The sequence below is a fragment of the Caballeronia sp. GAFFF2 genome, assembly GCF_023631485.1.
GTDB lineage: Bacteria > Pseudomonadota > Gammaproteobacteria > Burkholderiales > Burkholderiaceae > Caballeronia.
This window is the reverse complement of record NZ_JALQDA010000027.1, coordinates 46905-59487: the sequence shown is the minus strand read 5'-3', so window position 1 is coordinate 59487 and position 12583 is coordinate 46905. Positions and strand designations below refer to the sequence as shown.

The following is a 12583-nucleotide window of genomic DNA, read 5'->3' as shown; positions in this document are numbered from 1 at the left end:
TCAGGTTTCAAGTAAGCATCGGTTTGAACGCGCCGCGCTCACACACGGCGCATTCTGAATGGCTTAACCGCCTTTTGCGCCCTGCGTATTCACATAAAGCGCGTACAGGCCGTGACTTGCCGCCATGAACAGCCGGTTGCGATGCCTTCCCCCGAAACACACGTTCGCGCAACGCTCCGGCAAATCGATATGTCCGATCGCCTCGCCTTGCGGCGTGAAAACGCGCACGCCGTCGAGTTCCGCGTCGCCCATACCCCAGCCACACCAAAGATTGCCGTGGATATCCACGCGAAAGCCATCCGGCGTACCGCGTGCGGCGTCGATGACGAGGCGCGGTTCGCCTAGCTTCCGGCCGTCGTCGAGCACATCGAACGCGTGAATCGTGCGTGGCGACGAACGCGATTCGACGACATACAGCACCGACTCATCGGGCGAAAAAGCCAGCCCGTTCGGCCCGATGAAGCCATCGAACACAAGCGTGACCTCGCCGCTTTGGCCGTCGACGCGATACACCGCGGGCTTCAATTGCGCCGTCTGCTTTTCGCCTTCGTAATAGCCGTCGATGCCGAAAGGCGGATCGCTGAACCAGATCGAGCCGTCCGACTTCACGACCACATCGTTCGGCGAATTGAGCGGCTTGCCCTGGTATTGATCCGCGAGCACGGTGATCGAACCGTCGTACTCGGTGCGCGTCACGCGCCGGGTGAGATGCTCGCACGTGACGAGCCGCCCTTCGCGATCGCGCGTGTTGCCGTTGGCATTATTCGACGGCTTGCGGAATTCGCCGACCTGCCCGCTTTCTTCGTCCCAGCGCAGGATGCGGTTGTTCGGAATGTCGCTCCACAGCAGATAGCGGCCATCGCCGAACCAGACCGGGCCTTCCGACCATCGCGCGCCCTGATACAGACATTCCACCGACGCCGATGCCAGCCTCAACGCATTGAAGCGCGGGTCCAGCACACGGACGGCAGGGTCGGGATAGCGGCGCTCGTTGCTTGTCATGCTTGGGGTCTCCTCGGTTTGGCTCAAGTGGATCAATTCGGTCCCAGCTCGCCGTCGCGCAGGCGCCAGAGATTGAGCGGGTTGTCATCGGCAAGCGATTCGGGCAAGAGCGCTGCCGGCAAATCCTGATAGCAGACCGGCCGCAGGAATCGTTCGATCGCCATCGCGCCGACCGAAGTCGCACGGCTGTCGGAAGTCGCCGGGTACGGGCCGCCGTGCACCATCGCGTACGACACCTCGACGCCGGTCGGAAAGCCGTTCGCCAAAATGCGGCCCACTTTGCGTTCGAGCACGGGCATGAGCCGGCGCGCGAGATCGATGTCGTCGTTGTCCATCAGCAAGGTCGCGGTCAACTGGCCTTCCAAACGACGCGCGACGTCGATCATCTCGTCCTCGCCCTGACACACGACGATGATCGACGTGGGCCCGAAAATTTCGTCGGCGAGCTGCGGCACGGTCAAGAACTGCTCCGCCGTCACGCGATACAGCGCCGGCAACGCGCCGCCCTTGCCACCTGCGCCACCTTCCTGCTTGCCCGTTGCAATGCGTTCCGCGCCCGTCGCGTCGCGTTCCTTCACGCCGTTCGCGTAGGCGTCGGCGATGCCCGCGGTCAGCATTGTCTGCGTGCCCTTCTTTTCGAGCGCGGCCGCCGCGTGATCGATGAAGTCGTCGAGATCGGAATCCGCCAGCGCGATCACGAGGCCGGGATTCGTACAAAACTGGCCGACGCCCAATGTCACCGAATCGATATAGCCCGAAGCGAGCGTATCGCCGCGCTTGGCGAGCGCGCCCGGCAAAGCGAAGACCGGATTCACGCTGCTCATTTCGGCGAAAACGGGAATCGGCTCGGGGCGCTTCGCCGCGATGTTCACGAGCGCGAGGCCGCCGCGGCGCGAGCCCGTGAAACCAACCGATTTGATCGCGGGATGCGCCACCAGCGCCTCGCCGATGGCATTGCCCGCGCCGACCACCAGCGAGAACACGCCTTCGGGCAGGCCACTGTCGGCAACGGCTTTCTGGATCGCGCGTCCCACGAGTTCCGACGTGCCGAGATGAGCCGGATGCGACTTGACGACGACAGGACAGCCCGCCGCGAGCGCCGACGCCGTGTCGCCGCCCGCGACCGAGAACGCCAGCGGAAAATTGCTAGCGCCGAACACGGCCACCGGACCGACCGGGATCTTTTGCAAACGCAGATCGGAGCGCGGCAACGGCTTTCTGTCGGGTTGGGCGGAATCGAGCGTCGCGGCAAGCCATCGGCCTTCACGCACGAGCGACGCGAAGAGCCGCAGTTGTCCGACCGTGCGCGCGCGTTCGCCTTCGATTCGCGCCTTCGGCAACGCGGATTCCGCGTGCGCACGGTCGATCAGCGTATCGCCGAGCGCGATGATGTTGTCCGCGATCGCTTCGAGAAACTGCGCGCGGGTTTCCAGCGGCGCGAGACGATACGCGTCGAATGCGGCATCCGCGAGTTCGCAGGCACGCGCGACTTCGGCGTCGCCGCCACCGCCGAAGACGGGTTCGAGTTCGATGTCGCGTGCGGGATCGAAGGCGCGCAGCGTGGCGTCGGTGCCTCGTACGGCCGATGCGCCGATCAGCATTTCGCCGGTGATCTTCATGTCAGCTCCTTGTATCGATGAGGCCGGATGCGCCTTCTTTCACTAAATCCGAGGGCGCGCGGCAATGAACGTGTCGACGAACGGGCGCAGTAAGCGTGCCGCGTGCGGCGCTGCGCGTCTTGATTTAAGTGACCGGCGACGCGAGGGAAGCGTTCCGCGAATGCATGAGCGACGCGTGTCGTAGCTGCGGTGATCGCGTCGAAAAGCTAGCACACTGGCGCCAGAAAGGTATCAAACGTGGAAGGCGCAACCGATCGTACTTCGAGCGCGGCAGCCGTTCAGCCTGACCGCCGCGCCTTACGCCGCGTCTTTCGCCGAAGCCCCAGCCCGCCGAAAAGTGATATGCGAAATCCGCCGCACGAGCAACGCCGCCACCAGCGCGGCCACTGCGGTCAACATCACGCCGATGTGAATGGACTGCACGAGCGCGTCGCGGGCAGCATCGAAGAGCGCGGGAGCATCGAGCCCGGCCGTGCGCAGTTCGGACAGCAGTGTGTCGCGCAACGCTTCATCGACGAGAATGCGCGGGTCGATAAAACGCGGCCGCCACTGCGACGCCGCGCTCGTACCCAGAACGCTGATCGTGCGCGAAACCACGCTCGCGTAATGATGCGCGACGATCGTCCCGACGATACTCGTTCCGAGCATGCCGCCGACCATGCGTGTGGACTGCAAGAGCGCCGTTGTGATGCCGAAACGCTCGCGCCCCGCGATCTCCTGCCCGAAGATATTCATGTTGTTGAGCACGAAGCCCAAACCAATGCCGACCGCGCCCATCGGCAGCTCGATATACAAATAGGGCGTCGTTTCCTGCGCGAAGGCAAGCGCCACCGACGCCAGCATCAGCAGCGTGAAGCCGATGGTGAGGATCATCGTCGGCTTGCGCAAATGAATGACGATACGCGTGTTGATGAAGCTGCCAAGCGCAATGCACGCGGCAATCGGCGTGGCGAGCAACCCCGCCTCCTGCGGCGAAAGGCCGAAGCCGCCCTGCAGCAAAAGCGGCGCGAAGAAGATCAGCGAGAACATGACGAAGCCGGCGAGGAACGACAGCGTGAACAACGTGACGAGTTGTGGCTCACGAAAAATATCGAGCGGGATGATCGGATGCGTCGCGCGCCGCTCGCAAATCAGAAGCGCCGCCGCGCCCACGATCACCGCGCCGCCGAGCGCGAGATTGCCAGCCGACAGTCCGCCTTTCGGCAGTGCCTCGATCAACGCCTGAAAACCGCCGAGCACGAGCGCGACGAGCACGGCGCCGGGCCAGTCGATCTTCACGCCACCTTCACGCGGCTGATGCAGATTCGGCAAATGCGCCCAGATGAAGTACAGCGCCAGCGCGCCGACCGGCAAGTTCACGAGGAAGGTCGAGCGCCAGCCCCAGTGCTGACTCATCCAGCCGCCGAGCGACGGCCCCGCCGCCGTGCCTATGCCGTATGCCGCCGCCAGCACCACCTGCCAGCGCACGCGGGCACGCGGATCGGGGAAGAGATCGGGGATCGCGGCGAACGCGGTGCCGACCATCATGCCGCCGCCCACGCCCTGCAAGCCGCGCGCAAGCGCGAGAAACAGCATGTCCGGCGCGAGTCCGCACAGCACCGACGCCACGGTGAACGTGATCACCGCGGCGATCACGAAACGCTTGCGCCCGAAGTAATCGCCGAGACGTCCGAACACGGGCACCGTCACCACCGACGCCAGCAGATACGCGCTCGCGATCCACGCGTAATACTCGAAGCCGTGCAGTTCCGCGACGATAGACGGCAGCGCGGTACTCACCACGGTCTGATCGAGCGCCACGAGCATGTTGACGAGTCCGATGCCGAGCATCGCGTAAAGCGCGGTTCTGAAGGCGAGTGCTGGCGGCTGGATTTCGGTCATGCGGCGGGCTGGAGAAAACGAGTCGGAGGAACGCCCGTGGAATTTTTAAGCGGGCGCTGATGTCAGAAAGACGAATTGTACGGGTTAGCTTGCGGCAGATCGACTCAGCGCAAAATTAACCGCACGTCTTCGGACTACTCGCGCGCTATGCTGGAAGCGCCTTCTCGCCGTGCAATCCACGGTGAAACATCGACCGGGAATGAGGAAAACGTCATGTTCAAACGCATTGTCGTCGCCATCGACGGAAGCCGCACTTCACAGCGCGCCTTCGAAATCGCGCTCGATCTCGCTGTCACGCATCAGGCCGTCGTGCAGCCGTATTACGTCGTCGAGAGCGGGGCCGTGTACTTCGACGTGCCCGGCTACGATCCGAGCCAGTTGCAGAAAACGCTGGCGGAGGAAGGCTCCGACCTTGCTCGACAGGCGGCGGACGCGCTCAGGCAACGCGGCATCGAAGGGCAGGTTGTGACCGTCGAGGCCACCGCGAGCGACGACATTGCGATGCTCATCACCAAGGCCGCCGTCGACTTCAACGCCGATGTGCTGATCATGGGCACGCACGGACGCAAAGGCTTTCAGCGCCTGCTTCTTGGCAGCGTTGCGGAGCGATGCCTGCGGCAAGCCACGCTGCCCGTTCTGCTGATTCCCTCGGCAGCCAGCCCGGAAGGCAACGAGAGCGCCTAACCATGGACTAGCGCAAACGGATGCGCGGCATTTTGTCGCCAGGGTTAACAATCCCGCGATGGGACAATGGTTTTTGTCATCCATCAACAAAAGCGGCCGCCATGTCCGACATTTTTCCCTCACGGCGCAATCTGGCTCAGTGCTCGACCTGCGCCATGCGCCATCTCTGCATGCCCGAAGGCCTGAACGCTCGTGACATCGCCAAGCTCGAACATGTGATCTCGGTTACGCGTTCGGTGCGGCGTGGCGAAGCGCTCTACCGTGCGGGCACTCCGTTCGATTCGCTGTTCGCGTTGCGCTCGGGGTCGATCAAGACCGTGGTCATCCGCGAAGGCGGACGCGAACAGGTCACGGGCCTCTTGCTGGCGGGCGACGCGCTCGGGCTCGACGGTATCGGCGAAGGCGAGCATGCCTGCGACGCAATCGCGCTCGAAGACAGTTCCGTGTGTGTCATTCCGTATGCGCTTTTCGAGCGCATGTGCCGCGAAACCGACACCCTGCAAAAGCGGATGCTTCGCATGCTCGGACAGGCTATCAATCGCGAGGCGGATCATGTCCTGCAACTCGGCCTACTGCGCGCCGAAGAGCGCGTTGCGCGCTTGCTGCTCGATCTGTCCATGCGGCTCGCCAAGCGGGGGTATGCCACGGCGGAGTTCACGTTGCGCATGACGCGGGACGATATCGGCAGCTATCTCGGCATGACGCTTGAAACCGTGAGCCGCACGCTCTCGCGTTTCGACAAGCTCGGCCTCATCGAAGCGAAGGGCAAATCCATTCGCATCAACGATTTCGAACGCCTGCGCAGCATCTGACGCCAAGCCTTGCGCGGCGCGCCTTGCGCCGCGATTGTTAGACAAAACGCGCATAAACCGCGTGGATTTTTCAGTTGGCACGCGGTTCGCTACGCTTTAATCTTTCTGATTGGCTAAGCCACGGAGATTGGGCGACATGAATCGCGAACCTTCCCTGCGTCACCCGTTGCTCGACCGGCTCGCCGAGGCGCGTCGCGTGACCGACGAATTGTTCGATATCGTCAAGCCGGAGCATCTTTACGACCGGCCGATTGCCGAACGGCATCGCATCGTTTTCTACATCGGGCATCTCGAAGCCTTCGACCGAAATCTGCTCGACAAACGGCTCTTCGACCTGCCGGACTTCAATCCTGCCTACGACCAACTCTTTGCTTTCGGCATCGATCCGGTCGATGGCGGCTTGCCCACCGATCAGCCCGCCGACTGGCCCACGCTCGCCGAAGTGCGGGCGTATCGCGACCGCGTGCGCGCGGATATCGACGCGCAATTCGATCCGGTGACCATCGCCGCACGGCCGCTTTCCGCCGACGAATCGCCCGCGCAGTTGCTGGAAGTCGCAATCGAACATCGGCTGATGCACGCCGAAACGCTTGCCTACATGCTGCATCAATTGCCAGTCGATAGAAAAATCGCGCCGGCCAATGCGATTTCGCAGCGAAACTCCGAACGTGAACTTTCCCACGAGACGGTGAGCGTGCCGGCCGGAACGGCGACACTCGGGCTGACGCGCCAAGGCGGCATGTTCGGTTGGGACAACGAGTTCGGCCAGGTTCGCGTGGACGTGCCTGCGTTCGAGATCGACCGTCACATGGTGACGAACGGCGACTATTTGCGCTTCATCGATGCCGGCGGCTACTGGAATCGTGCCTATTGGACCGATGCCGACTGGGCGTGGAAGGAGGAGCAACGCGTGGCGCATCCGGCGTTCTGGATTCCCGCCGAAAGCGACAGCTCCGATGGCTGGCGACTGCGCACGATGTTCGAGGAAATCGAGTTGCCGCTCGACTGGCCGGTGTACGTGAGTTATGCCGAGGCGAACGCCTATGCGCGCTGGGCCGGCAAGGCGCTGCCGAGCGAGGCGCAATGGCAGCGCGCGGCGGAAGGCGCGCCGCATGAAGTAGAAGGCAACTTCGACTTCCGGCGCTGGGATCCCTCACCCGTGCAGGCCTATCCGGAGAATCGCAGCGGCTTTGGCGTCGAAGGCCAGTTCGGCAATGGCTGGGAATGGACCTCGACGGTCTTCGGGCCGCTCGAAGGCTTCGAGCCCTTCCCGTTCTATCTCGGCTATTCGGCCAATTTCTTCGACGGCAAGCACTTCATCATGAAGGGCGGCTCACCGCGTACCGCGGCATGCATGTTGAGACCAAGTTTTCGCAACTGGTTTCAAGGGCATTACCAGTACGTCTACGCCGGGTTTCGCTGCATAAGTGCCTGAACGCCTGATTGCCTGACGTGTATCGCGCAAACGAAAACGCCGCCGGTTCCATTGCGAACCAGCGGCGTTTTTATGTGAGCATCAGAAATCCGTCGTTACCGACAACAGCACCGTGCGCGGCGCGCCTTGCAGCAAATACCCGCCGCTCGTCGACGACCAATAAGACTTGTTCGCCACGTTGAGCACGCTTGCGCGGAAGGTCGTCGGACGGCCGAAAACCGCCGTCGAGTAGCGCGCGCCGAGGTCGAAGGTATCCCACGCCGGGATCGACAACGTGTTGTTCACGTTCAGATACTGCGAGCCCGTGTGGATCCAGCGCGCCGTCAGCGTGAGGCCGTTCAGCATCGGCACATCGTATTCCGCGTTCAGGTTGAACATCATGGTCGGCACGCCGATCGGCTTGTTGCCGTTGGTCACGGCCGTGCCCGTGTCCTGCTGCGTCGCGTTGATGTAAGTCGCGCCCGCGATCAGGCGCACGCCCTTTACCGGCTCGCCGTACACCGATGCCTCCACGCCGCGATGGCGCTCGTCACCGTCCGCGACGAAGAAGCCCGCGGTGTTGGTGTAGGTCATCGGCTTTTCGATCTGGAATAGCGCGAGCGATGCGCCGTACTTGCCGTTGTCGTACTTCGCGCCGACTTCGTATTGCTTCGACTTCTCGGGCGCGAGTTGCTGGCCAAAGTTGAGCGCGGTGTTGGGCGCCGTGTCGCCGATGGTCAGTGCTTCGCTGCAATTCGCGAACAGCGCCACGTTTTCCCACGGCTTCACGACCAGGCCGAAGACCGGCGTCGTGATCGACTGGTTATAGTTCGCCGTCTGCGCTCCGGTGTACGAGTAAGAATTCGACAGCAATTCCTGGTGCCGGGCGCCAATGGTGAAGAGCACGCGATCGTTCAGGAAGCCGAGCGTATCCGACACGGAAATGCTGCGCAGCAGATTCAGCGCGGTGGTCTGCGGATCTTGCAGATTGCCGCCCGTGAACGCGTTAGCCGGATAGCCGACTTGCGGCGTGTCATACAGACTCGTCGGGAACGAACCGGAAAGCGTGTAGGCCGACTGCGAATCCGTCCGTACGATCGACGCGCCCGCCGCCACGAAATGCGACACCGGTCCCGTGTTGAAATGACCGTGCACACCCGCTTCCGCCGACGTGTTGTCCTCCTGGTGCGGCACGCCGAGACGCGTGGCCGTCACGCCAGTCGCGCTCACCGTGGGCGACGAATACTCCCCGTGCTCGTTGGTGTGACGCGTGCCGCCCGTCACGTAAGCCGTCCAGCCAGGCAGAAAATCGTATTCCGCGCGCAGGATGCCGACGGTATCTTCGAGCGATGAATAGCTCCACGTCTGCGCATAGTTATACGTGGCCGAGGGCGGCTCGGGGATGTAGTTCGCCGAGTCGTTGACCGTCGGCCGGCCGCCGTTCACGCGCTGGCGCTGATACAGAAAATCGCCGTAGAGACGCAGCTTTTCGCCGCGCCAGTCGAGCGACACGGCCGTCGTATTGTCGCGCCGATGTTCGCCGTCGATACTCGTCTCGCCGTCGTGATTCGCCTGGTTCACGCGAATACCGAACTGCCCTTCGCTGCCGAAACGGCGACCCACGTCGACATGCGCGCCGAAATCGCCCGAAGCGGTTTCCTCCACCGTCACGCGCGTAAGCGGCTTATCGTCCGCGCGCTTCAACTGCAGATTCAAACCACCGCCCACCGCCGAACCGCCCGGCGATGCGCCATTCAGAAACGCATTTGCGCCCTTGAAGACATCGACGCGTTCGAGCGCGTCGGTCGCGACGAGCTGGCGCGGCGTGATGCCATAGAGACCGTTGAGCGACACATCGTCGCCCTGCAACTGGAAGCCGCGAATGACGTAGGTCTCGGCGAAGTTGCCGAAGCCGTAAGACGTGCGCACTGACGGGTCGTTCATCAGCACGTCGCCGATAGTGCGCGCTTGTTGATCTTCGATCAGCTTGGACGTGTAAGTCGTCATGCTGAACGGCACGTCGAGCATCTTCTGCTGGCCGAGCACGCCAAAACTTGCGCCGCGCGCGACTTGGCCGCCTGCATAAGTCGGTTCGAGCGAACCGGGCAACGCTTCTTTCGATGCCTGAATCTTGACCGCAGGCAAAGTATTGGCGGTAGAAGCACTGTTATCGGTGCTGGATGGAGCGTCGGCAGTTTGAGCTTGGGCCGACACGGAAAACACGACGGCGATAGCGGCAACGATAGCGGCGCGATGAACAAGCGCCTTGGCAGGCAAGGCCTGCGCGGAATTCGAACGGAACACGGGCATGAATCGGAAGAACGTCGGTGATGGTCGATTACCGTCCCAGGGCAAGGGGAATCCGGGCGGGATTATTTTGGCGAACGCCGAAAGGCTCACGCACGTTCGGTCTGTTCTATTGTCGCCGGCATTATAGTGTAAATGCGATTCGTTATCATTAACCGCATGGAAAATTTGTAGCGACGCAACATTCAGACGGCTGTCCAAAGGCAAGCGCATCTAAATTCGATTTTTCGGCAGGCCCGGTGCAGGTCGTTGACGTGACATCCCGCGAAATAACTTCTGCATGGTTTTCAACGAAGTCGATCGCTAAAGTGACTTCATTCGCAACCCACTGGAACCGAGTGAAATCATGGAATTGATCGGCAAAATCACGACGTACATGATGGCCATCGTGCTTGTTGCATCGATGACCGAAGCGTTCGTACTGCATGGCAAGTACAAAGGCACCGACCGCGCGTTTGACTGGCACGAGTTCTGGATCTCGCTCGCCGATCTGATCGGCCGAAAGCTGCTCGCGTTCTTGCCGCTTTCGCTAGCAACGCCTGTGTTTCATTTCGCGTGGGAACACCGTATCCATACCGTCGCGACCAACGACATGCTGACGATCTTCCTGCTCTTCATTGGCCAGGAGTTCTGCTACTACTGGTATCACCGCATCGCGCATACGGTGCGCTTCTTCTGGGCGAGCCACGCGGTTCATCACTCGCCGAACCAGTTGACGTTGTCATCCGCTTATCGGCTCGGCTGGACCACCAAGCTCACGGGTTCGGCCATCTTCTTCACGCCGCTCTCGTGGCTCGGCGTGAAACCGGAAGTGGTGATAGCCGTCGTGTCCATCAATCTGCTCTATCAGTTCTGGTTGCACGCTACGTGGATACCCAAGCTCGGCTGGCTCGAATACGTGTTCAACACGCCCTCTTCACACCGAGTTCATCATGCTTCGAATGCCACTTACCTGGATGCCAACTTCGGCGGTGTGCTGATTATCTTCGACCGGCTGTTCGGCACTTACGTGGAGGAACGCGCCGATGAACCCTTCCGCTACGGCCTGACAACGCCGACCACTTCGCATAACCCGGTCGTCGTGGAGACGGAGCACTGGGTGAGCCTTGCAAAAGACATGGCCGGTGCAAAGCGCGTTTCGGATGCCGTGTCCTTCGTGCTTCGCCCGCCGGGTTGGTTGCCGAACGGTCAAGGCGAGACGACGCAGGAACTGCAGCGCAGGCAGAAAGACAGCGTACAACCCGCGCAGGCAGGTTAAACGGCAGTTACACACTCGAACGAAGGCGGATCGTGCGATCCGCCTTTGCCGACTGTCAGCCGCAGCGTTCGTTAGAACGTGACGCTTTGACTGATGACCGTCTGACCGTTGACGATGATGACGGAACTGGCAGTGCCCGTTTGCGTCGGTGCGGCAGGCGTGCTCGGCGAGTACGGGCCGGTGCCCGTGCCCTGCTTCACAGCGCCGCCAGCGATATTCGATTGTGCCAGTGCAATGCGATCGATCTTGATCATTTCAAACCTTTTCTGGTTATGTGGGGCGACAGTCCGCTTTCAGCAAACATGCTGTCGCCAGATACTTAAGCTGTCGACAACCGGAGCCACCAGGCTCGGTCGTTCGAAAGCAAGCGGAACCCCAATCGTAACCAAGCTGCACGAAAGATACTTTATTAAACGTCCTAAATATGTCTGTCGTTTGGCAAGACGCATATACGTTGCGCTGCCAGTCGGCCGGTAACGATTTAGACCGGTTGCAAAACTCAAGCTATTCGGCCGTACATGGCGCGGACGACGCGGTACGCGCTCTGCAGCGAATAAGCCAGCGTACCCAAAGACCGCTACGGGTCGGAACGCATGCGACGCGTTAATGCAGAGAACATCTGCAAACGGCACACGTCCGTGATGCTGAAGCGGGCCGGTGACGCGCTCTTACACTAAACGCGCCACGGCAACGCTACAGAGCACGCGCCTTAAATGCCGCGCTTTTCGAACGCAGCCCGATTGGCTTCCACAAACTCCTCGACGGTCTGCGGCGCCTTCCCGGTGACCCGGCCGATGATCTCGTCGCGCCCTTCGAATACGCCGTTCTGATAGTCCACCGCCACTTCGATGAAATGCTGGATCATGAACTCGGGCAGCTTGTATTGGCTCAGATGCTCGCGATAAGCGTCGAGCGTCATCGGGTCGTAGACGACTTTGCGATCGAGCACCGCGCCGATCTTCTCGGCAATTTCCTTCTGACTCAGCTCGATGGGACCGCAAAGCTCGTACGTCTTGCCGATATAACCTGCGGGTTTCGCGAGCACTGTCGCGATGAAGCGCGCCTGATCTTCGGCGGCAATCGGCGCGTGACGTCCGTTGCCGAATGGCAGCGCAATCTTGCCGTCCTGCACGATCGTATCGCGCACCCACGGAAAAACCATCCACTCGGAGAAAAACGTCGGACGGATATGCACCGTCGGCACGCCCGACCAGTCGAGCACTCTCTCGGCAATCCAATGGTCGCGCGCGGCGTGGCTTTTCGAATCTTCTCGCGCGGAAATTTGCGACATGTTGACGACGACATCGAGTCCGTTGCGACGCGCTGCATCGGCGAAATACGCGGTCGCCTGGATGAAGCCCGGACGCACGGGAAAACAGAGATACGCGGCAGAGACGCCATCCGTCGCACGAATGGCGTCGTCGTGCGAGAGCAAGTCTCCGACGACGACTTCCGCCCCGGCCTGCCGAAGCGCCTCGCTGCGCGCATCCACTGTTCGCACGAGCGCGCGGACTGCATGTCCGCTGTCGAGGAGGTTCTGAACGGTATGCACGCCCGTCTTGCCCGCCGCTGCCGTAACCAAAATTCGTTGCTGTCCCATGATGCC

Annotated in this window: 10 protein-coding genes; 4 read left to right on the top strand and 6 right to left on the bottom strand. The window is 61.7% G+C overall.

The features are described 5' to 3' along the window. Positions 1-63: 63 nt before the first annotated feature. The 3 genes from NCT04_RS16700 to NCT04_RS16690 form a co-directional block, all read right to left on the bottom strand. The gene (locus NCT04_RS16700) at positions 64-1002 is read right to left on the bottom strand and encodes an SMP-30/gluconolactonase/LRE family protein (protein WP_250466616.1); all 939 of its coding nucleotides are present in this window, start codon (positions 1000-1002) and stop codon (positions 64-66) included. 32 nt (positions 1003-1034) lie between these two features. Beyond that, the gene (locus NCT04_RS16695; protein WP_250466615.1) at positions 1035-2621 is read right to left on the bottom strand and encodes an aldehyde dehydrogenase (NADP(+)); all 1587 of its coding nucleotides are present in this window, start codon (positions 2619-2621) and stop codon (positions 1035-1037) included. 297 nt (positions 2622-2918) lie between these two features. Then, complete coding sequence (locus NCT04_RS16690) at positions 2919-4451, bottom strand: MFS transporter (protein ID WP_250467442.1); 1533 nt, start codon at positions 4449-4451, stop codon at positions 2919-2921. A gap of 264 nt (positions 4452-4715) precedes the next feature. On the opposite strand from NCT04_RS16690, the gene NCT04_RS16685 reads away from it, so the two are divergent. The 3 genes from NCT04_RS16685 to NCT04_RS16675 all read left to right on the top strand — a co-directional run bounded on the left by NCT04_RS16685 (position 4716) and on the right by NCT04_RS16675 (position 7433). After that, on the top strand, positions 4716-5186 hold the full coding sequence (locus tag NCT04_RS16685; protein ID WP_250466613.1) for a universal stress protein: 471 nt from the start codon (positions 4716-4718) through the stop codon (positions 5184-5186). A gap of 101 nt (positions 5187-5287) precedes the next feature. Continuing rightward, positions 5288-5998, top strand: coding sequence for a helix-turn-helix domain-containing protein (locus tag NCT04_RS16680; RefSeq protein WP_244828680.1), 711 nt, complete (start codon positions 5288-5290; stop codon positions 5996-5998). Between the two features lie 136 nt (positions 5999-6134). Then, positions 6135-7433: an SUMF1/EgtB/PvdO family nonheme iron enzyme gene (locus NCT04_RS16675; RefSeq protein ID WP_244828681.1), complete on the top strand. Its 1299-nt coding sequence runs from the start codon at positions 6135-6137 to the stop codon at positions 7431-7433. Positions 7434-7514: 81 nt separating this feature from the next. On the opposite strand, the gene NCT04_RS16670 is transcribed toward NCT04_RS16675, so the two are convergent. Beyond that, the gene (locus NCT04_RS16670; protein WP_250466612.1) at positions 7515-9722 is read right to left on the bottom strand and encodes a TonB-dependent receptor; all 2208 of its coding nucleotides are present in this window, start codon (positions 9720-9722) and stop codon (positions 7515-7517) included. Between the two features lie 343 nt (positions 9723-10065). Between NCT04_RS16670 and NCT04_RS16665 the strand changes: the two genes are divergently transcribed. After that, the gene (locus tag NCT04_RS16665) at positions 10066-10977 is read left to right on the top strand and encodes a sterol desaturase family protein (protein WP_250466610.1); all 912 of its coding nucleotides are present in this window, start codon (positions 10066-10068) and stop codon (positions 10975-10977) included. Positions 10978-11048: 71 nt separating this feature from the next. Here NCT04_RS16665 and NCT04_RS16660 read toward each other — a convergent pair whose 3' ends face one another. After that, a complete protein-coding gene (locus NCT04_RS16660) occupies positions 11049-11231 on the bottom strand; it encodes a hypothetical protein (protein WP_250466609.1) in 183 nt (60 codons plus the stop codon). 455 nt (positions 11232-11686) lie between these two features. Continuing rightward, positions 11687-12577, bottom strand: coding sequence for an NmrA family NAD(P)-binding protein (locus NCT04_RS16655; RefSeq protein ID WP_250466608.1), 891 nt, complete (start codon positions 12575-12577; stop codon positions 11687-11689). Between the last annotated feature and the right edge of the window lie 6 nt (positions 12578-12583).

Coding starts and splice junctions, on each gene's coding strand:
- NCT04_RS16700 (WP_250466616.1), bottom strand. CDS start 1,002: ATGACAAGCAACGAGCGCCGCTATCCCGACCCTGCCGTCCGTGTGCTG.
- NCT04_RS16695 (WP_250466615.1), bottom strand. CDS start 2,621: ATGAAGATCACCGGCGAAATGCTGATCGGCGCATCGGCCGTACGAGGC.
- NCT04_RS16690 (WP_250467442.1), bottom strand. CDS start 4,451: ATGCTCGGCATCGGACTCGTCAACATGCTCGTGGCGCTCGATCAGACC.
- NCT04_RS16685 (WP_250466613.1), top strand. CDS start 4,716: ATGTTCAAACGCATTGTCGTCGCCATCGACGGAAGCCGCACTTCACAG.
- NCT04_RS16680 (WP_244828680.1), top strand. CDS start 5,288: ATGTCCGACATTTTTCCCTCACGGCGCAATCTGGCTCAGTGCTCGACC.
- NCT04_RS16675 (WP_244828681.1), top strand. CDS start 6,135: ATGAATCGCGAACCTTCCCTGCGTCACCCGTTGCTCGACCGGCTCGCC.
- NCT04_RS16670 (WP_250466612.1), bottom strand. CDS start 9,722: ATGCCCGTGTTCCGTTCGAATTCCGCGCAGGCCTTGCCTGCCAAGGCG.
- NCT04_RS16665 (WP_250466610.1), top strand. CDS start 10,066: ATGGAATTGATCGGCAAAATCACGACGTACATGATGGCCATCGTGCTT.
- NCT04_RS16660 (WP_250466609.1), bottom strand. CDS start 11,231: ATGATCAAGATCGATCGCATTGCACTGGCACAATCGAATATCGCTGGC.
- NCT04_RS16655 (WP_250466608.1), bottom strand. CDS start 12,577: ATGGGACAGCAACGAATTTTGGTTACGGCAGCGGCGGGCAAGACGGGC.